This window comes from Clostridium homopropionicum DSM 5847 (assembly GCF_001263795.1).
GTDB lineage: Bacteria > Bacillota > Clostridia > Clostridiales > Clostridiaceae > Clostridium_H > Clostridium_H homopropionicum.
Genome location: NZ_LHUR01000029.1, coordinates 19,465 through 38,438, shown reverse-complemented (window position 1 = coordinate 38,438; position 18,974 = coordinate 19,465). Strand labels below are relative to the sequence as shown.

Genomic DNA, 18,974 nt, shown 5'->3' with positions numbered 1-18,974 from the left:
TTTGCATTATCTATTTTCAGCTGCATGTTTTCCTGCTGTTACTCCAGAGGACCATGCCCATTGAAGATTAAAACCGCCGCAATCACCATCTACATCTATTATTTCACCAGTAAAATAGAGATTAGGAATTAGCTTTGACTGAAGAGTATTGGGGTCCAATTCTGAGGAGTTTACTCCGCCAGCGGTTACCTGAGAGTTTGCAAATCCATTTGTGTCTATAACAGTAAATTCCCATTCTTTTAGAAGAGAATAAATAGCTTCTTTTTCTTTCCAGCTTAGTTCCCAGCAGCATTTATGTATGTTATTAATGAAGGCTTCCTTTAAAATTATAGGAATAAGCTTTTTATTTATAATTCCAATAAAAGAATCGTAGATACTTCTGTATCCAAAGGTTCCCCAGTGATTTTCTAAGAAGAGTTTTAATTCTGGAAAGCTCATGTTATTTATAATATCCACTTTTAAAGTTACCTTTGATCCCTTTGAAAGTGCCTTTGAAGCTATTCTGCTCAATTGAAGAATAGGGGGACCGGATATTCCGTAATCCGTAAATAAAATCTCTCCAGATTCTTTTTTAGCTGTTTTTCCATCTGTTAAAATATCACAGGAACCTTCAAATTTAACTCCTGATAAGGCTTTTAGTTTTGTATAATTTAATTTTAACTGAACTAGAGCAGGCATTGGAGTTACAATGCTATGTCCGAGTTTTTTTGCAAGAGAATATCCAGAGCCATCAGAACCTGTATTTGGTGCAGATTTTCCTCCACAGGATATTATAAGCTTATGACAAAAATATTTTTCTGGTGAATTAGATGATATAGTAAAGCCTTTTTTTTCTTTTTTAATATCAGTTACTTTGGTGTCTAAATAAATGGGAATTTCCTTTTCCTCTAAAGAAGCTTTTAAAATGTCAACAACTGAAGAAGCTTGAAGAGACATAGGATACATTTTACCATCTTCTAAGGTAACTAAGGGCAATCCCAGTTCATTGAAGAAGTTCTTAGTTTCTAAAAGATTAAAGGAATTTAGGATTGGTTCAAAAAAATTAGGAGTTTCACTATGGTATCTGCTATGATCAGTACATTCATTAGCAATATTACATCTTCCATTACCTGTGGTAAGAAGTTTTTTGCCAATTCTACTGTTTCCCTCAAGTATTGCCACGTCAATTCCAAGATTTTTAGCTGTAATCGCTGCTGCAATGCCAGATGCTCCTCCACCGACTACTATGAGTTCATGCATCAAAATAATCTCTCCTTTGACTTATAAAGATAAATTTTTATTTCATTCTATTTTACCACATAAAAACACATAAAAATTAAATATTTAATAAACAATATGTTGTAATATGGATAAAAGACACTTATGATTTTATCATAAGGTATTTTAAATTTGCCTAAAAACAGGGGGAGATTATTATGCTAATAATATACGCTGTATCAGATTCCATAGGTGAAACTGCAGGACTTGTAGCAAAAGCTTCTGCTAACCAGTTTAATGGAGATATTCAGGTTCAAAGGGTTCCATATATAAAAAGCACCGAAGACGTTATAGAATTTATGAATAATTTAAAAGATAAAGACCCTAAAAATATTTTAATTGTAAGCACCATTGTATTAGTGGATGTTAGAGAATTTCTTGTTGAAAGATGTATTCAAAGAGGAATTAACATAATAAATATTCTAGGACCATGCATAAGTACAATTTCTAGAATGATAGGAAAACATCCGGATTACAAACCGGGAGCAGTTTGGAAAATGGATGATGACTATTTTAGAAGAATAGAAGCTATGGAGTTTGCAATTCAATACGATGACAGCAAAAGCTATAATGGATTAAAAAATGCAGATGTAGTACTGATAGGTCTTTCGAGAACTTCTAAAACCCCACTGTGCATGTATTTAGCTAATAAAGGAATTAAGGCCTTAAATATACCTTTAATGCCGGAAATACCTTTGCCAGATGATTTGTTTGAAATAGACAGAAAAAAATCGTAGGATTAACTATAGATCCTATACAGCTTATGGAAATAAGAAAACATAGATTGATAAAGATAAAGACTGCCTTTAAGGAAATTGAGTATGCCAATGGAGAAAGAATATTAGAAGAATTAGAATTTGCTGATAAGGTTATGAGAAGACTAGGATGCAAAGTTATAGATGTAACTAAAAGAGCTATTGAAGATACTGCCTTAATAATTATGGAAACTATAGGATATGATTTCGATAATAAGTAGATTATCTATATACTAGATAAATTTCAAAATAAGTGTGCGAAATTTCTCAAATAGATTAAATAAAATAAAAAAATGTACAAAATGTGTTGACACTATATTAAATTTATTGTATTATATTCTTCGTCGGGTGTGAAAGCATAGCCACTTTACGCAAGGCAGAATATAATAAGGCTCCTTGGTCAAGCGGTCAAGACACCACCCTTTCACGGTGGTAACAGGGGTTCGATTCCCCTAGGAGTCACCATTAAATTTATGGGCGCATAGCTCAGCTGGGAGAGCATCTGCCTTACAAGCAGAGGGTCACAGGTTCGAGCCCTGTTGTGCCCACCATAAATTTTAAAATTGTGGCCCAGTGGCTCAGTTGGTTAGAGTGCCGGCCTGTCACGCCGGAGGTCGAGGGTTCGAGCCCCTTCTGGGTCGCCATAATATGCTGGCATAGCTCAATAGGTAGAGCAACTGACTTGTAATCAGTAGGTTTCGGGTTCAATTCCTGATGCCAGCACCAATAAAATATAAGGCTCCTTGGTCAAGCGGTCAAGACACCACCCTTTCACGGTGGTAACAGGGGTTCGATTCCCCTAGGAGTCACCATTAAATTTGTGGGCGCATAGCTCAGCTGGGAGAGCATCTGCCTTACAAGCAGAGGGTCACAGGTTCGAGCCCTGTTGTGCCCACCACAAATTTTAAAATTGTGGCCCAGTGGCTCAGTTGGTTAGAGTGCCGGCCTGTCACGCCGGAGGTCGAGGGTTCGAGCCCCTTCTGGGTCGCCATAATACGCTGGCATAGCTCAATAGGTAGAGCAACTGACTTGTAATCAGTAGGTTTCGGGTTCAATTCCTGATGCCAGCACCAAAAAAACCTTAGAATTTAATCTAAGGTTTTTTTCTTTTGTCAGGAACTAATTTAAATAATTATTAAGTTCCTGTAGAGTAAATATATTTTTCTCTTTTAGTCTATGTACAAAGCTTTCTAAGTATTTATAATTATTCTTGTTTATGCTTTTAGCATACACTAGGGACCTGAAAATAATACTATTATCTATTTCACTGCAGAATTCTCTGATATTTGCTACTTCATTATTATCGTCATTAAAGTATTTTCTATAATAATATTCTATTTGATTAAAAGAATCTTCATTAAATACTGTTTTTTTAACAACCTCTTTAATAATTTTGCCATTAAACCTGTCTTCCATAGTATTAACTTTTCCAAAATCGGATTTAGAAACTTTTAATCCTGTTTTCTTGTTTTTGCTATCCACCACATTATTAGGCTTTATGTTCTTAGAAGTGTAGTTTAGGTTTATATTGTTATCATGTAAAAAAATCTCTACTTTTTCTGATGTAGTTAATCCAGCCGCTTTCCATTCATTTATTGTTTTCATAAAAGAAGGTAAACTAGCTTTTTTATTTTTACTACAATAATCTATACACAAGGTCACTACTTTAGGTTCTACTTCTTTAAATAGATCTAAAAGTTCCTTTTCTATGCCTATCCTATTGCCTATTTTCTTTTTAAGCGATCTTATGATCTCATCTTTTTCAATATCTTCTATCATACAATAGGCTTCCTCAGAGTTGCTTAGACTGTTAGAAGAGGTTGAAGATAAGCCTAAGTGGTCTTTAACCTTATCAGTAGTAGTAAGACCGAATCTTATCCATTGATTTAAAGTATCTATAATAAAACTTGCTTCTTTTTTATTCTTTAATATAGCATAGTCCACAGCAAGGGTTATTACGGAGCAATCTATTCTATTTAAGAAATTATTAATTATAGTTTCTATTTGTTCATTATTACTATCTATTTCTCTTTTATAATACTCAATAATTTTTTCTACTTCTATTTGTTCATCTATCATGGTGAATCACCTTTACCTATCTTAAAGTTTTTTTCTTTTTACTATAAATCACTTAAGAGCTATATTCTTTTTATCTAAATTGTTCTTTATCCTTATGTCATTACCATAAAAGTTATGAACAGTAAAGTTGCCAAGAAGTCTTGAAGTTATTCTATCAGAATAAGTTTTTAATATTTCATCTAAAGTGAAGTTTGTTGAAATTAACATCTTCTTTTCTCGTAGTAATTTCTCATTAATTAAGTTAAACAGCTCAGTGAGAGTAAAATTAGTAATTTGTTCAGTACCTAAGTCATCAATAATCAAAAGATCACAATTGAGTAATAAATCCTCAAGATTACTATCATGCTCTAATCTTATTTTTCTAAGGTCATTTATCAAACTATTAGCAGTTCTATAGACCACTAAAAAACCGCTATCTAATAGTGCTTTAGCAATGCAATGAGTTAAAAAGGTTTTACCTGTGCCAGGAGTTCCATAAAAAAGAATATTATCCTTATTAGATTGAAAAGAGTTTATAAAAATCATGCAATTTTCTACTATGTTCTCTAAATTCTTTCTAGGGCTAGAAGGGTAATTATCACTGCGTTCCTTAGAAAATAAATCGAAATTGAAGTTATCAAAACTTTCTCTTTCTAATACTGATTTAAGGTCAGAACTATTATAGTAGATTTCAGCAAGTTTTTCCTTATAACAGCTGCAAGGAGTAGTTCCTATGAAACCAGTATCTTTACATTTAGTACATCTATAATGAAGATTCAAGTAATCCATAGGATATCCATTACATACAAGGAGTTCAGATCTTTTTATTCTCAAGTCGTTTATTTCCTCTCTAAGTTTACTAATATATAAATCTCTATTTTTTATTGGCTTAAAAGAGGACAGGGATAATTCAATTGATAATCTACTTATTTGCTTTTCAATCTCTATAACATCAGGAAGTTTTTCGATGATTTCCTTCCTTCTTTCTTTTGAAAGGTTTAACTCTTCTTCTCTAATTTTTTCATATATATTTAATATTTGAGCTTTGTACCCCTTAATCATTATTATCCCATCCTAATAGTTTTCTTTCTATTTCATCTATATTATAAGAACCTTGCTTACGATTAGTAAAGGTATTAGATGAGGAATTATTGTTATAATTTATGTAATTACTGTTTTTATTAAAACCTGATTTAGGTTTAGTTTTAGATTTCGTTTCAACATCTTTAAGAGTTTGTATATTGTTTCTAAACCAGCTATTTAAGATTCCGTCAATATACTTAAAGTCGCATTTATTTATTCTTTCAAAGCAGATATCACAAGCTTTATATATCATCTCAAGTGGGAAATTGTATATATCAAGCCATTTTTCAATCATCTGTTCTTGAGGTTTCATTATATCCATGTTTTGAATGCCTAAATACTTTAGTATCTTTTTCATATTTAGCCATTTATCCTCTCTTGCTTTTATAAAGGTTTGTGCCTCATCGATACTTTTTATTTTAGCATCATGCCAAGAAATTGCTATCCGTTCCATGTATCTATAATCGGTTTTACCCTTAGATGCACTATATTGAATTAGTAGAAGTATTAATTCTGGAGAAAAATTAAAATCCTTTTGCCAGCTTAAGTATAAGGTAATTTCTTTGCTGGATAAAGGTCTACCTAGAAGTTTTTCTATATCTTCCATCATATCTTTAATCGAGCTATTTTTTAGCTCTGATAAAAGATTAATATCTTCCTTAGGTTCCTCTAAGGTTGAATTAAGATCTAAAAATTCTATAGAATAATTGCCCAAGGAATCTATTTCAGTTATTTTAATAACTCCTTCTTCATTCCAATAATCCCAAGCATTCATAATATCGCTTTCAAGTAAGTTTAAGGTGTTTGCAAGGCTAAAAGAGTTAGCACCGAGCTCACCAGCAAGACAGTATCTAAGACCAAGAAGATATACCTTAATATATTCTCCTCTTGCTTTTGACATAAATTTATCTATAAATATATTACTTACAGGAGTGAATTCACTATTTTTGTATTTAAACATGAAAGTGCTCATTAAACCCCACCCTTTCTAAGTTACATAACACTATATATAGTAGCTTTAATTATTAATTATAACAAAATGTAGAGTTTATCTCAATGAATAACTAAATCAAATATACTCTTAATCACTGTATATTATATACAATAAAATAAAATTATTAAATAAAAATCATATTAATAATATATTTTACTAAATTTTGGGTATATTACAAAAAAGATTAACTTCACGTTGACAGACTATTAAATATAATATATACTTTGATTATCAAAATATTTGATTATCGAAGTATATATTATTGAGTAATCAATGGACGGAAAGAGTGTGATATGGTGGGAAAGTCTATAAAAGCTGTTCTAAATGAATTACTAGTAGACACCTTTAATGACATTTTAACTATAGAGCAATCAGCCTTGAAGTCTGGGAAATTAAATGACCTTTCAGTAACAGAGGTTCATACTATTGACACCATTGGAATGTATAATCCAAGAACCATGTCAGAGGTGGCCGCCGATTTAGGAATTACTGTGGGAACACTTACAACGGCCATAAATAATTTGGTTAAAAAAGGTTATGTGCAAAGGCAGAGATGTGAAGATGACAGAAGGGTTGTAAAAATTATACTTACTAGAAAAGGCAAATTGGCTTATAGAGTACATGAAAAATTTCATTCTGACATGATTGCAGCAACTATTGAAGATTTATCGGAGGATGAAGAAAAAATATTAACTACTGCGCTAAGTAAACTAAATGCATTCTTCACAAAGAAATATTTAATAAAAAATCAAAGTGAGAAGGAATAATATTATGTTTGAAGTGAGAATACTAGGAACTGGAAGCTATGCTCCAGATAATGTTGTTAAAAATAAAGATATATCAAAGCTTGTAGATACTAATGATGAATGGATAGTAGAAAGAACAGGAATAAGGGAAAGAAGAGTTTCAACAGGGGAAGAAACCTCAATGCTATCAGTAGAGGCAGCTAGAAGAGCAATAAAGGATGCTGGTATAAGTCCTGAGGATATAGAATTAATTATAGTAGCCACAGCAACACCAGATAATTTTATTCCATCAACAGCTTGCATGGTTCAAAAGGAGTTAGAAGCGAAAAATGCTACTTGCTTTGATGTTAGTGCAGCTTGTACAGGATTTATTTATGCTGTTAGCATAGCTACTCAGTTTATAAAGACAGGACAGATAAAAACAGCTTTAGTTATAGGGGCAGAAACTCTATCTAAAATACTAAATTGGGAAGATAGAAACACCTGCATATTATTTGGAGATGGAGCAGGAGCTGCTGTACTTCAAAGAAGTGACAAGCAAGGGATAATAAGTTTATATACAGGTTCTGATGGTACTGGAGGAGAACATCTTGTGTTACCTGCGGTGCAGCTAAATAATCCTTACTGTAAATCTAATAATGATACTAAAAACTTTGTTTCAATGAACGGAAGAGAAATATTTAAATTTGCAACAAAAATAGTAATTAAGTGCATTGAGGAAGTATTAAAGGATACTCCTTATACTCTTGAAGATATAAAATATATCATTCCTCATCAAGCAAATGCTAAGATAATTGAGTTTGTTGCTAAAAAGCTTAAGGTTGACAATTCAAAATTCTATATAAATTTAGACAGATATGGAAATACTTCTGGTGCAAGTATTCCTATAGCTTTAGATGAAGTTAATAAAAAAGGTTTGCTATCAAGTGGGGATAAAATAATTCTAGTAGGATTTGGCGGAGGGCTTACCTTCGGTGCACAATTAATTGAGTGGAGTTAGCTATTTAAAGCTTAATTTTATAATAAAATTTAAATTTTAGGAGGATTTATCATGATATTTGAAAAGGTAAGAAAGGTAATAGCAGAACACTTAGGAATCAATGAAGCAGAAGTACAATTAGACTCTAAGTTTCAAGAAGATTTAGGTGTTGATTCTCTAGATATTTTTGAAATAGCTATGGAACTTGAAGAAGAATTTGATTTAGAAATATCTAATGAAGATTTAGAAGGAATTAAAACTATCGGGAACTTAGTTGATTACATAAGTTCAAAGGTTGAATAATAAGGTATTTAAATAAACGAGACTGCTTTTATACCGGCAGTCTCATTTTATAGGGAGGGTAATATGCGTAACATTTCTATATTCAAGAAATTAGGAATTAAATATCCCATCATTCAAGGGGGAATGGCTTGGATAGCTGACAGCTCTCTAGCTGCAGCTGTATCAAATGCTGGAGGACTCGGAATTATTGCAGCAGCTAATGCCCCAGTAGAACACATTAAAGAAGAAATAAGAAAAGCTAAAAAACTAACAGATAAACCTTTTGGAGTTAATATAATGCTTTTAAGCAGCAATGCTGACGAAGTAGCAAAGCTAGTATGTGAAGAAGGAGTTAAAGTAGTTACTACAGGAGCAGGAAGCCCAGGTAAGTACATGGAAATGTGGAAAGCACATGGAATTACTGTAATACCAGTAGTTGCTTCTGTTGCTCTAGCAAAGAGAATGGAAAGAAGCGGAGCGGATGCAATAATCGCAGAAGGAACTGAAGCAGGAGGTCATATAGGAGAGCTTACAACTATGACTCTTATTCCACAAGTTGTAGATGCGGTAAATATACCTGTAATTGCAGCTGGAGGAGTAGGAGATGGAAGAGGAGTAGCAGCAGCCTTTATGCTAGGAGCTTCAGGAGTTCAAGTTGGAACAAGATTTTTAGTAGCTAATGAATGTACTGTTCACCAAAATTATAAGGATAGAGTTCTTAGAGCTAAGGATATAGATACAGTGGTTACAGGAAGACCTACAGGACATCCAGTTAGAGTTTTAAGAAATAAACTTACAAGAGAATATGCTATTCTTGAAAAAGAGGGTGTTGATCTTGAAAAGTTTGAGGAACTAGGAAAAGGAGCACTTCCAAGAGCGGTTGTAGACGGCGATGTTGAAATGGGATCAGTAATGGCAGGACAAATAGCAGGCTTGGTGAAAAAAGAGCAAAGCTGTAAAGAAATAATAGAAGAAATGTTTAGTGAAGCTGATAGTATAATGAAAAACACTAAAATTCAATTATTTGATTAATTAGTTTTTTATATTAACTAAGCTGGAGGGTTACAATGAATAAGATAGGATTTGTATTTGCAGGACAGGGAGCCCAATATGTTGGAATGGGCAAGGAGTTTTATGATAATATAGAAGACTGTAGAGAAATATTCAAAGAAGCAGATGAGGCTCTAGGTTTCTCTATAAGTGGGTTATGCTTTGAAGGTAGTAAAGAAGAATTAGATAAGACTGAGAATACTCAACCAGCAATTGTGACTACAAGTATTGTAGCCTTAAAGGCACTAGAATTAAACGGAATCAAGGCGGAAGCTGTAGCTGGTCTTAGCCTTGGAGAATATTCAGCTTTAGTGTATAGTGGAGTATTTTCATTTAAAGATGCAGTGCAGCTAGTTAAAAAAAGAGGAAGATTTATGCAAGAGGCTGTACCACAGGGAGTAGGAACTATGGCTGCAGTTATGGGCTTAGATAGAGAAAAAGTAAAGGAAGCCTGTGAATTTGGTAAAGAAACTGGAATAGTTGAGGTGGCAAACTATAATTGTCCTTCACAAATAGTTATTGCCGGGGAAATAGAAGCTGTTAAAGCTGCTTGTAGTAAGGCAAAGGAATTAGGAGCTAAAAGAACAATGCTTTTAGCAGTAAGTGCTCCTTTCCACACTTCTATGCTAAAAGAAGCAGGAGAGAAACTTTATAAGGAACTTGAAAGCATTGAGCTTAATGATATGAAAGTACCAGTATTAACAAATGTTACTGGGAACTATATAGAAAATAAAGAAGCTATAAAAGAATTATTAAGAAAGCAAGTAATGAGCTCAGTTTTATGGGAAGATATTATAGAAAACATGATAAAAGATGGAATAAATACATTTGTTGAAATTGGGCCAGGTAAGGCTTTGAGCGGCTTTATTAAAAAAATAGATAAGAATGTGAAAATATTTAACGTAGAAGATATGAGCTCTTTAAATACTGTGGTTGAAGCTTTAAAGGAAGCTTAGTATTTAGTGTCAACAGTTTATAGGAGGATTTTGATGGATATAATTAATTTAAAAGGCAAAAATGCAATAGTTACAGGAGCTAGCAGAGGAATAGGAAGAGCAATTGCTTTGAAGCTAGCTGAACTTGGATGCAACTTAGTGTTAAACTATAGAAGTGATATAAATTCAGTTCAAGAGGTAGCTAAGGAAATAGAAGCAATAGGAGTAAAGGCTGTAGTTGTTCAAGGAGATGTAAGCAGCTTTGAAGAAGCTAAAAAAATAGTTGATGCAGCGAAGGAAAATCTAGGTTCCATAGATATACTTGTTAATAATGCTGGAATAACTAAGGATACTCTTATTATGAGAATGAAGGAAGAAGACTTTGACAAGGTTATAGAAGTGAATCTTAAAGGAGCATTTAATTGCATAAGACATACAGTGCCTATAATGATTAAGCAAAAGAGTGGAAGGATAATCAATATTTCATCAGTAGTAGGATTGTCTGGAAATGCAGGTCAAGTGAACTATGCAGCAGCAAAGGCTGGAATAATTGGAATTACAAAGTCTGTAGCTAAAGAGATAGCAAGCAGAGGTATAACAGTAAATGCTGTAGCACCAGGTTTTATAGAAACAGACATGACAGAGGTTCTTGGAGATAAGGTTAAGGAGAATATTAAAGCTAGCATACCACTTAATAGATTAGGAGAACCGGTAGATATAGCCAATACTGTAGCATTTTTAGCTTCTGATATGTCAAACTATATAACAGGTCAAGTTATTAGTGTTGATGGAGGCATGCACATTTAGGGGAGGTAAATAAAAATGAAAAACAGAGTAGTTATAACTGGTATAGGAGCTGTAACTCCTATAGGAAATGATGTAAATACTTTTTGGAATAGCGTAAAAGAAGGTAAGTGTGGAATAGATAAAATAACACTTTTTGATGCAAGTGAATATAAGGTTAAAATTGCAGCTGAGGTAAAAGATTTTGATGCAAACAAACTTATGGATAAAAGAGAAGCTAGAAGAATGGATAAGTTTTCTCAATTTGCAATGGTTGCTGCAGAAGAAGCAGTAAAAGATTCAGGACTTGATTTGAATGCTATAGATCAAGAAAGATTTGGTGTTATTGTTGGTTCAGGAATTGGTGGTATTGCCACTATTGAAGAACAACATATTAAGCTTTTAGAAAAAGGTCCAAATAGAATAACTCCATTCTTTATTCCAATGATAATAAGCAATATGGCTGCAGGAAACGTGGCTATTAAATTTGGAGCAAAGGGAATTTGTTTATCCTTAACTACTGCTTGTGCTACAGGTACTCATGCAGTGGGAGAAGCTTTCCACAACATAAGAAGTGGAAGTTCAGATATAATTATTGCAGGAGGAGCTGAAGCTTCAATTACCCCTTTATCATTAGCAGGCTTTATGTCTCTTACAGCTTTAAGTACAAGTGAAGATCCAGCTAGAGCATCTATTCCTTTTGATAAGGATAGAGATGGTTTTGTTATGGGAGAAGGATCTGGAATATTAGTTCTTGAATCTCTTGAACATGCTTTAAAGAGAAATGCAAAGATATACGCTGAGGTTGTAGGATATGGAGCTACTTGTGATGCTTATCATATGACATCACCTGCACCAGATGGAGAAGGTGGAGCTAGAGCTATGAAACAAGCTATAAATGATGCAGGAATAGAACCTTCTGAAGTATCATATATTAATGCTCATGGAACTAGTACTCCATATAATGATAAGTTTGAAACAGCTGCTATTAAGACTGTTTTTGGAGAAGCTGCTTATAAAATTCCAGTAAGCTCTACAAAATCTATGACTGGACATTTATTAGGAGCAGCGGGAGCTATTGAAGCTATTATTTGTGCAAAATCAGCAAGTGAAGGCTTTGTGCCAGCAACTATCGGATATAAGATACCTGATGAAGAATGTGATTTAGATTATGTTCCAAACAAGGGAAGAGAGCAGGAAGTAAAATATGCTATGTCTAATTCACTAGGTTTTGGAGGACATAATTCAACAATACTTTTAAAGAAATGGGATGAGAGGTAGTAAGATGGATTATAAAAGTATTCAGGAGCTTATTAAGACAGTAAGCGATTCTAATTTGACTTCTTTTGAAATTGAAGCTGAAGGAATCAGAATAAAGATGGGCAAAGTAGAAAAGGTTCAAATCGAGAGCACTAATCCTGTAAAGAATATAGATACTGCAGTAAACACAAATGATGTTATGAAAGAAGTTAGCTTTGAAAAAGCAAGCGTAGATACAAAGGTAGAAGTAGTTGATAATGTAAAAACAGATGGAACTGCATTGACTATTAAATCACCTATAGTAGGAACTTTTTATGCTTCTTCATCACCAAAGGAAGAGCCTTTTGTAAAGGTAGGTAAAAGAGTTAATAAAGGTGACACAATATGTATCATTGAAGCTATGAAGCTTATGAATGAGATAGAGGCAGAAGATAACTTTGAAATACTAGATATATTAGTAGAAAATGAGCAAATGGTAGAGTACGGTCAACCACTATTTAAAGTAGCTAAGCTATAGAGGAGGGAAAATGTATGGCACTAGGAATTAAGGAAATTCAAGAGATTATACCTCATAGATATCCTTTCTTACTTGTTGATAAGGTTGAAGAGCTAGAGGTAGGAAAAAGGGCAGTAGGCTATAAAAATGTTACTATGAATGAGTATTTCTTTGTAGGACATTTTCCAGAAGAGCCAGTTATGCCAGGTGTCCTAGTTATAGAAGCACTGGCACAGGTAGGAGCTATAGCTCTTCTTAGCATGGAAGATTACAAGGGAAAAATTGCTTACTTTGGAGGAATAAACAAGGCTAAGATTAGACGTAAAGTTGTTCCAGGGGATGTACTTAAATTAGAGGTTGAAATAATCAAAATGAAGGGGCCTGCTGGAATTGGCAAAGGAATAGCTACTGTAAACGGTGAAAAGGCAGTTGAGGCTGAGTTAATGTTTGCTGTAGGGAAGTAGGTGTAAATGTGTTTAATAAAATTTTAATTGCTAACAGAGGAGAAATAGCTGTTAGAATAATTAGAGCTTGTAGGGAAATGGGAATACACACAGTTGCAATTTATTCTGAAATAGATAAAAATGCACTACATGTGAACATGGCTGATGAAGCTATTTGTGTTGGACCTGCAAAGCCTCAAGATAGTTATCTAAATATGGAGAATATATTGAGTGCTACAGTATTAAGTGGAGCACAAGCCATTCATCCAGGATTTGGATTTTTATCAGAAAATAGCAAGTTCGCACAAATGTGCAAGGATTGTAATATTGTTTTTATAGGTCCAAGTGTTGCAGCTATAGAGAATATGGGTAATAAGTCAAAGGCTAGAGAAATCATGATGAGCTCAGGAGTTCCTGTAATACCAGGGACTGAGGGAAGCATAGATACTTTAGAAGAAGCTGTGCTGGCTGCAAAAGAAATTGGATATCCTGTAATGATCAAAGCTTCTAGCGGTGGCGGAGGAAGAGGAATAAGGATTATAAGAAATGAAGAAGAACTTAAAAAGGTTTTTGATTCAGCTAAAGGGGAAGCAAGAATATCCTTTGGAGATGACACCATGTATATGGAGAAGTTTATTGAAAATCCAAGACATGTAGAATTTCAAATTCTTGGAGACTCCTATGGTAATATAATTCACTTGATGGAGAGAGATTGTTCAATTCAAAGAAGAAATCAAAAAGTTTTAGAAGAAACACCTTGCCCTGTAATGTCGCAAGAGCTAAGAGAAAAAATGGGTAGTGTAGCTATTAGGGCTGCAAAGGCAGTTAACTATAAAAGTGCAGGAACCATTGAGTTCTTATTAGATAATGATAATAATTTTTATTTTATGGAGATGAATACAAGAATACAGGTAGAACATCCTATAACAGAAATGATTACAGGGATAGATCTTATTAAAGAGCAAATAAATATAGCTGCAGGTGAAAAACTTTCCTTAAAGCAGGAAGACATAAAAATAAATGGTCATGCTATAGAATGTAGAATTAATGCAGAAAATCCTAAAATGGGCTTTAGGCCATCCCCAGGCAAAATAAATATTGAGCATATGCCAGGTGGAAATGGAGTAAGAATTGATAGTGGAATCTATGATGGATATATACTTCCTCCAACTTATGATTCTATGGTAGCAAAACTTATAGTTCATGGAAGGGACAGAAAAGAAGCTATCGCTAAAATGAGAAGATCACTTGAAGAGTTCTTAATTGAAGGTATAGATACCAATATAGAGTTTCAGCTAGAAATATTATATAATCCAATATTCGAAAAAGGGGATTATAATACAGGATTTATTGCTAAAGAATTTAATTATTAGGTTTTAAGTTATTCCAAAACAGCATTTATTGCTGTTTAAGGCAGGTGAAGTATTGTTGTTTAAATTTAATCCTTTAGGAAGAAAAACTAAATATATAACATTAAAAAATAATAAGATTACAAATACAAAAGATGAAAACAATGCTGTCCCTAACATACCTAATGGTATGTGGATTAAATGTGATGGCTGTGGTAAAACAATATATAAGAAAGACTTAGAGGAAAATTCAAAAGTTTGTCCTTCTTGCGGAAAGCATTATAGGATGAATGCAAGAGAAAGAATAGAGTATATATTAGATACTGGTACCTTTAGAGAACTTGATAAAGGTATGATTACTTTAAATCCTTTAGATTTTAATGGGTATAAGGATAAGGTAGATAGTTTTAAAGAAGATCTGCAAATGGATGAGGCAGTAGTAACTGGTTATGGCAAGATATTTGGAAAAGATGTAGTAATGGGAGTTATGGATAGTAATTTCATGATGGGCAGCATGGGTTCCGTAGTAGGAGAAAAGATAACAAGAGCAATAGAAAGAGCAACAAAGGATAAACTTCCTGTAATTTTGTTTACTGCTTCCGGAGGGGCTAGAATGCAAGAAGGAATGTTTTCGCTAATGCAAATGGCTAAAACCAGTGCAGCTGTTGCAAGACATGGGGAAAAGGGACTTCCGTATATTAGCGTTCTTACAGATCCTACAACAGGAGGAGTTACTGCTAGCTTTGCTATGTTAGGTGATGTAATATTATCAGAACCAGGTGCCTTAATAGGTTTTGCCGGTAAGAGAGTTATAGAACAAACTATAAGGCAAAAGCTTCCAGAAGGATTCCAAAGTGCTGAATTCTTATTAGACCATGGTTTTTTAGATAAAATAGTTCATCGTTTAGAGTTAAAAAAGGTATTATATAAAATATTAGAAATGCATTAATATTTTGTTATAAGTTTAGAAAATAACTTCTGTCGCCTTTAGAAAGGAGGACCCTAGGATGCTGGAAAGTGAAAAGAAAATAAATGAACTTAGTAATAGAATCGAAGAGTTAAAGCAATTTTCTAACACAAAAGAAGTAGATCTATCTCTTGAAATTACTAGATTAGAAGATAAACTTAAAAAGCTTAAGGAAAGCGTGTATAGTAATTTATCTCCTATGGATAAACTGACCCTATCAAGAATGTTAGAACGACCTACAGCTCTTGATTATATTGAAAGAGTATTTGATTCCTTTATAGAATTTCATGGAGACAGATATTATAAAGATGATTCTGCCATTGTTGGGGGAATTGGAAAGCTAAATAGTATGCCAGTAACCATAATAGCACAACAAAAAGGTACAAATATGAATGAAAACATAAAAAGAAACTTTGCAATGCCAAGACCAGAGGGGTATAGAAAATCATTAAGATTAATGAAGCAGGCTGAAAAGTTTAAGAGGCCTGTAATATGCTTTGTTGACACACCAGGAGCTTATCCTGGAATGGATGCAGAAGAAAGAGGTCAAGGAGAAGCTGTTGCAAGAAACCTAATGGAAATGTCTATCTTAAAGACTCCTATTATATCAATTGTAATAGGAGAAGGTGGTAGTGGTGGAGCTTTAGCACTATCTGTTGCAGATGAAATATGGATGCTAGAGCATGCAGTATATTCTGTTTTATCTCCAGAAGGCTTTGCAAGTATTCTATGGAAGGATTCCTCAAAAGTAAAGGAAGCCGCAGCTATTATGAAAATAACAGCCCAAGATATAAAAGGGTATAATATAATAGATAAAATTATAGAAGAGCCAAAAGGTGGAGCACATAAGGATGTAGACCAAATGGCAAAAACTATAAAAAATGAACTGCTTAAGGTTCCTTTTAAAAGCTTAAGTGATAATATAGAGGAAACCTTAGACAAGAGATATAATAAATATAGGGCAATAGGAAGCTTTTTAGAATAACTATTTACTTTGGGAAATATATTCCACTTTTTCGCATTTTTACTGAAGAAATAATTTATACAAAGTGCTTGAATAAATATAAACGGTGATGTATAATGATGCGGAAGATAATACTAGGGGGAATAAAAATGAAAAAAATAAGAAAGACCAGTGCTATATTATTAGCATTTATAATGCTTTTAACTGCTGCATTTGTAGGCTGCGGAAAGAAGACTGAAACTGGAAAAACAGATGAAACAAAAAAAGTAGAGTCAGCTAAAATTGATGCAATAAAGAAAGCAGGAAAGTTAGTTTTAGGAACTTCTGCTGATTATGCACCTTATGAGTTTGTATTGATTAAAGATGGAAAAAGTGAAATTGTTGGATTTGATATTGAAATTGCTAAAGAAATAGCTAAAGATTTAGGAGTAACTCTTGAAATTAAGAATATGGACTTTAAAGGACTTCTTCCTGCATTAAAAACAGGTCAAGTTGATATGGTAATATCAGGAATGACTCCAACAGATGAAAGAAAGAAAGAAGTAGATTTTTCAAAGATATATTATAGAGCAGTACAAAGCGTTGTTGTAAGAGCTGCAGATAAGGATAAATACAAAACAGTAGACAGCTTAACAGGAAAAAGAGTTGGAGCTCAATCTACTTCAATTCAAGAAGGAATAGCTAAAGAGCAAGTTAAAGATGCTAAAGTTACATCACTAGCAAAGATTCCAGAATTAGTTATGTCATTAAAGACTAACAAAGTTGATGCAATAATAATGGAATATCCAGTAGCTAAAGGACATGTAGATAAGAACGCTGATTTAGCAATATCAGATATTAAAGTAGGAGAAGAAGATGGAGGATCAGCAATTGGAGTTCAAAAAGGACAACAAGATTTAGTTGCTGCCATCGATAAGACAATAGATAGATTATTATCAGAAGGAAAAATCGATAAATTTGTAATAGATGCAACTTCATTAATTCAATAAAATTAATATTATTGTAAATTTCTATTGATTTAAATTTAATAAGCTTTATTATAAAAGATAATGGTATTTACCATTATCTTTTATTGAGTTTTAATATAGTAAGAATATATTTCTATACAAGGAGGAATTTGTGTTGGGAATATCAGAGTTTTTATCTACCTATCTAGGGTATTTTTTTGAGGGAACGGGAATTACCATTGCCTTATCCTTCTTTACAGTTTTATTAGGTTCTGTAACTGGTACCCTATTTGCGTTAATGAAATTATCCAAAAGCAAAGTATTAAAAAGGATTGCATCTGTATATATTGAAATTGTAAGGGGAACCCCTTTAATTGTACAAGTATTCATTCTTTATTATGGAGTAGCTCAATTAATCCAAAATTCTGGATATACCATGCCTCAGATACAGGTTTTTGGGAATGATTTAGTGAGTTTTGTATCTATTGTCATTGCAATGACTATTAATAGTACAGCATACATAGCTGAAATTATTAGAGGTGGTATTGAGTCCATTGATAAAGGTCAAATGGAGGCAGCAAGATCATTAGGACTTACTCATAAAATGTCTATGAGATTTGTAATTATACCTCAAGCTATCAAAAATATTCTACCTGCTTTAGGTAATGAATTTATTACAGTAATTAAGGAATCAGCAATAGTATCAGTAGTAGGAATAAGAGAGCTTATGTTTAGTGCAAGTGTAGTTCAAGGAACAACTTATAAAATATTTACACCGCTAATTACAGCAGCGGCAATATACTTTGTATTAACATTTTCCTTATCTAAATTATTAGGGGTAGTTGAAAGGAGGATGAAGGTTAGTGATTAAGGTTAACGATTTACACAAAAGCTTTGGAAATGTAGAAGTATTAAAAGGAGTAAATACTCATATTAAAAAGGGAGAAGTTGTTGTTATCATAGGACCTTCAGGTTCAGGAAAGAGTACCTTCCTAAGATGCCTTAACCTTTTAGAAGAGCCGACAAAGGGAGAAATAATATTTGAAGGACAATCTATCACTTCTAAGGAGAATGATATAAATAAACAAAGAGAAAAGATGGGAATGGTTTTTCAGCAATTTAATCTTTTCCCTCATTTAAGTGTACTAGATAATATTACTTTAGCACCAATAAAGGTTAAAAATATTCCTAAAGAAAAGGCAGAAGAAATTGCATTTAGACTTTTAGAAAGAGTTGGACTTAAGGATAAGGCAAATGCCTATCCAAAACAGCTTTCAGGAGGCCAAAAACAAAGGATAGCTATTGCAAGAGCTCTTGCTATGTCTCCAGATGTTATGTTATTTGATGAACCTACCTCAGCTTTAGATCCAGAAATGGTTGGGGAAGTTCTAGAGGTTATGAAGGAATTGGCAAAGGAAGGCATGACCATGGTTGTTGTAACTCATGAAATGGGATTTGCAAGAGAAGTAGGGGATAGAGTATTCCTTATGGACCAAGGAATAATTTTAGAAGAGGGAACACCAGAGGAAGTATTCGGTAACCCTAAAATGGAGAGAACTAAAGATTTCTTAAGTAAAGTGTTGTAAAATTTATAGTAACCAGTCCCTAGTCACTAATTTCTATATA

At 33.2% G+C, this 18,974-nt stretch carries 19 protein-coding genes, 8 tRNA genes and 1 pseudogene; 24 read left to right on the top strand and 4 right to left on the bottom strand.

The features are described 5' to 3' along the window. Positions 1-6: 6 nt before the first annotated feature. A complete protein-coding gene (locus CLHOM_RS12655; RefSeq protein WP_052222059.1) occupies positions 7-1,242 on the bottom strand; it encodes a BaiN/RdsA family NAD(P)/FAD-dependent oxidoreductase in 1,236 nt (411 codons plus the stop codon). Positions 1,243-1,415: 173 nt separating this feature from the next. On the opposite strand from CLHOM_RS12655, the pseudogene CLHOM_RS12650 reads away from it, so the two are divergent. The 9 genes and pseudogenes from CLHOM_RS12650 (at position 1,416) to CLHOM_RS12610 (ending at position 3,085) form a co-directional block, all read left to right on the top strand. Then, a pseudogene (locus CLHOM_RS12650) lies at positions 1,416-2,233 on the top strand (pyruvate, water dikinase regulatory protein). 169 nt (positions 2,234-2,402) lie between these two features. After that, positions 2,403-2,477, top strand: a tRNA-Glu gene (locus CLHOM_RS12645). Between the two features lie 10 nt (positions 2,478-2,487). Beyond that, positions 2,488-2,563 (top strand) — tRNA-Val (locus CLHOM_RS12640). Positions 2,564-2,579: 16 nt separating this feature from the next. Then, a tRNA-Asp gene (locus tag CLHOM_RS12635) sits at positions 2,580-2,656 on the top strand. Between the two features lie 6 nt (positions 2,657-2,662). Further along, a tRNA-Thr gene (locus tag CLHOM_RS12630) sits at positions 2,663-2,738 on the top strand. Positions 2,739-2,749: 11 nt separating this feature from the next. Further along, a tRNA-Glu gene (locus CLHOM_RS12625) sits at positions 2,750-2,824 on the top strand. Between the two features lie 10 nt (positions 2,825-2,834). Then, a tRNA-Val gene (locus tag CLHOM_RS12620) sits at positions 2,835-2,910 on the top strand. A gap of 16 nt (positions 2,911-2,926) precedes the next feature. Continuing rightward, positions 2,927-3,003: transfer RNA gene (locus CLHOM_RS12615), tRNA-Asp, on the top strand. 6 nt (positions 3,004-3,009) lie between these two features. Beyond that, positions 3,010-3,085, top strand: a tRNA-Thr gene (locus CLHOM_RS12610). Between the two features lie 46 nt (positions 3,086-3,131). On the opposite strand, the gene CLHOM_RS12605 is transcribed toward CLHOM_RS12610, so the two are convergent. The 3 genes from CLHOM_RS12605 to CLHOM_RS12595 are packed head-to-tail and all read right to left on the bottom strand — an operon-like array spanning position 3,132 to position 6,126. After that, a complete protein-coding gene (locus tag CLHOM_RS12605; protein WP_052222058.1) occupies positions 3,132-4,091 on the bottom strand; it encodes a DnaD domain protein in 960 nt (319 codons plus the stop codon). A 48-nt stretch (positions 4,092-4,139) separates the two neighbouring features. Further along, positions 4,140-5,132: an ATP-binding protein gene (locus CLHOM_RS12600; RefSeq protein ID WP_052222057.1), complete on the bottom strand. Its 993-nt coding sequence runs from the start codon at positions 5,130-5,132 to the stop codon at positions 4,140-4,142. After that, entirely contained in the window at positions 5,125-6,126 is a 1,002-nt protein-coding gene (locus CLHOM_RS12595; RefSeq protein WP_052222056.1) for a DnaD domain protein, read from the bottom strand. Before CLHOM_RS12595 ends, CLHOM_RS12600 begins: the two co-directional genes overlap by 8 nt. A gap of 317 nt (positions 6,127-6,443) precedes the next feature. Between CLHOM_RS12595 and CLHOM_RS12590 the strand changes: the two genes are divergently transcribed. The 15 genes from CLHOM_RS12590 to CLHOM_RS12520 all read left to right on the top strand — a co-directional run bounded on the left by CLHOM_RS12590 (position 6,444) and on the right by CLHOM_RS12520 (position 18,934). Further along, entirely contained in the window at positions 6,444-6,914 is a 471-nt protein-coding gene (locus CLHOM_RS12590; protein ID WP_052222077.1) for a MarR family winged helix-turn-helix transcriptional regulator, read from the top strand. Between the two features lie 4 nt (positions 6,915-6,918). Next, positions 6,919-7,893 (top strand): beta-ketoacyl-ACP synthase III, encoded by a 975-nt coding sequence (locus CLHOM_RS12585; RefSeq protein ID WP_052222055.1) that lies wholly within the window; start codon positions 6,919-6,921, stop codon positions 7,891-7,893. Between the two features lie 51 nt (positions 7,894-7,944). Next, positions 7,945-8,175, top strand: coding sequence for an acyl carrier protein (acpP, locus tag CLHOM_RS12580; protein ID WP_052222054.1), 231 nt, complete (start codon positions 7,945-7,947; stop codon positions 8,173-8,175). Between the two features lie 63 nt (positions 8,176-8,238). Next, a complete protein-coding gene (gene fabK, locus CLHOM_RS12575) occupies positions 8,239-9,186 on the top strand; it encodes an enoyl-[acyl-carrier-protein] reductase FabK (protein WP_052222053.1) in 948 nt (315 codons plus the stop codon). A 35-nt stretch (positions 9,187-9,221) separates the two neighbouring features. Continuing rightward, positions 9,222-10,160: an ACP S-malonyltransferase gene (gene fabD / locus CLHOM_RS12570; protein ID WP_052222052.1), complete on the top strand. Its 939-nt coding sequence runs from the start codon at positions 9,222-9,224 to the stop codon at positions 10,158-10,160. Between the two features lie 33 nt (positions 10,161-10,193). Next, positions 10,194-10,946 (top strand): 3-oxoacyl-[acyl-carrier-protein] reductase, encoded by a 753-nt coding sequence (fabG, locus tag CLHOM_RS12565; protein ID WP_052222051.1) that lies wholly within the window; start codon positions 10,194-10,196, stop codon positions 10,944-10,946. A 15-nt stretch (positions 10,947-10,961) separates the two neighbouring features. Next, positions 10,962-12,203, top strand: a complete 1,242-nt coding sequence (gene fabF, locus CLHOM_RS12560; RefSeq protein ID WP_052222050.1) for a beta-ketoacyl-ACP synthase II — start codon at positions 10,962-10,964, stop codon at positions 12,201-12,203. A gap of 4 nt (positions 12,204-12,207) precedes the next feature. Beyond that, positions 12,208-12,699, top strand: coding sequence for an acetyl-CoA carboxylase biotin carboxyl carrier protein (accB, locus tag CLHOM_RS12555; RefSeq protein ID WP_052222049.1), 492 nt, complete (start codon positions 12,208-12,210; stop codon positions 12,697-12,699). Positions 12,700-12,713: 14 nt separating this feature from the next. Then, positions 12,714-13,142: a 3-hydroxyacyl-ACP dehydratase FabZ gene (fabZ, locus tag CLHOM_RS12550; RefSeq protein ID WP_052222048.1), complete on the top strand. Its 429-nt coding sequence runs from the start codon at positions 12,714-12,716 to the stop codon at positions 13,140-13,142. Positions 13,143-13,150: 8 nt separating this feature from the next. Then, complete coding sequence (locus CLHOM_RS12545; RefSeq protein WP_052222047.1) at positions 13,151-14,494, top strand: acetyl-CoA carboxylase biotin carboxylase subunit; 1,344 nt, start codon at positions 13,151-13,153, stop codon at positions 14,492-14,494. 55 nt (positions 14,495-14,549) lie between these two features. After that, complete coding sequence (accD, locus tag CLHOM_RS12540) at positions 14,550-15,419, top strand: acetyl-CoA carboxylase, carboxyltransferase subunit beta (RefSeq protein WP_052222046.1); 870 nt, start codon at positions 14,550-14,552, stop codon at positions 15,417-15,419. Between the two features lie 58 nt (positions 15,420-15,477). Next, positions 15,478-16,422, top strand: coding sequence for an acetyl-CoA carboxylase carboxyltransferase subunit alpha (locus CLHOM_RS12535; protein WP_052222045.1), 945 nt, complete (start codon positions 15,478-15,480; stop codon positions 16,420-16,422). A 128-nt stretch (positions 16,423-16,550) separates the two neighbouring features. Continuing rightward, a complete protein-coding gene (locus CLHOM_RS12530; protein WP_052222044.1) occupies positions 16,551-17,390 on the top strand; it encodes an ABC transporter substrate-binding protein in 840 nt (279 codons plus the stop codon). 130 nt (positions 17,391-17,520) lie between these two features. After that, entirely contained in the window at positions 17,521-18,219 is a 699-nt protein-coding gene (locus CLHOM_RS12525) for an amino acid ABC transporter permease (protein WP_082204428.1), read from the top strand. Continuing rightward, positions 18,212-18,934, top strand: a complete 723-nt coding sequence (locus CLHOM_RS12520; protein WP_052222042.1) for an amino acid ABC transporter ATP-binding protein — start codon at positions 18,212-18,214, stop codon at positions 18,932-18,934. The genes CLHOM_RS12525 and CLHOM_RS12520 overlap by 8 nt, the downstream gene beginning before the upstream one ends. Positions 18,935-18,974: the final 40 nt, after the last annotated feature.

Coding starts and splice junctions, on each gene's coding strand:
- fabZ (WP_052222048.1), top strand. CDS start 12,714: ATGGCACTAGGAATTAAGGAAATTCAAGAGATTATACCTCATAGATAT.
- fabF (WP_052222050.1), top strand. CDS start 10,962: ATGAAAAACAGAGTAGTTATAACTGGTATAGGAGCTGTAACTCCTATA.
- fabD (WP_052222052.1), top strand. CDS start 9,222: ATGAATAAGATAGGATTTGTATTTGCAGGACAGGGAGCCCAATATGTT.
- CLHOM_RS12600 (WP_052222057.1), bottom strand. CDS start 5,132: ATGATTAAGGGGTACAAAGCTCAAATATTAAATATATATGAAAAAATT.
- fabK (WP_052222053.1), top strand. CDS start 8,239: ATGCGTAACATTTCTATATTCAAGAAATTAGGAATTAAATATCCCATC.
- acpP (WP_052222054.1), top strand. CDS start 7,945: ATGATATTTGAAAAGGTAAGAAAGGTAATAGCAGAACACTTAGGAATC.
- fabG (WP_052222051.1), top strand. CDS start 10,194: ATGGATATAATTAATTTAAAAGGCAAAAATGCAATAGTTACAGGAGCT.
- CLHOM_RS12605 (WP_052222058.1), bottom strand. CDS start 4,091: ATGATAGATGAACAAATAGAAGTAGAAAAAATTATTGAGTATTATAAA.
- CLHOM_RS12585 (WP_052222055.1), top strand. CDS start 6,919: ATGTTTGAAGTGAGAATACTAGGAACTGGAAGCTATGCTCCAGATAAT.
- CLHOM_RS12530 (WP_052222044.1), top strand. CDS start 16,551: ATGAAAAAAATAAGAAAGACCAGTGCTATATTATTAGCATTTATAATG.
- accB (WP_052222049.1), top strand. CDS start 12,208: ATGGATTATAAAAGTATTCAGGAGCTTATTAAGACAGTAAGCGATTCT.
- CLHOM_RS12535 (WP_052222045.1), top strand. CDS start 15,478: ATGCTGGAAAGTGAAAAGAAAATAAATGAACTTAGTAATAGAATCGAA.
- CLHOM_RS12595 (WP_052222056.1), bottom strand. CDS start 6,126: ATGAGCACTTTCATGTTTAAATACAAAAATAGTGAATTCACTCCTGTA.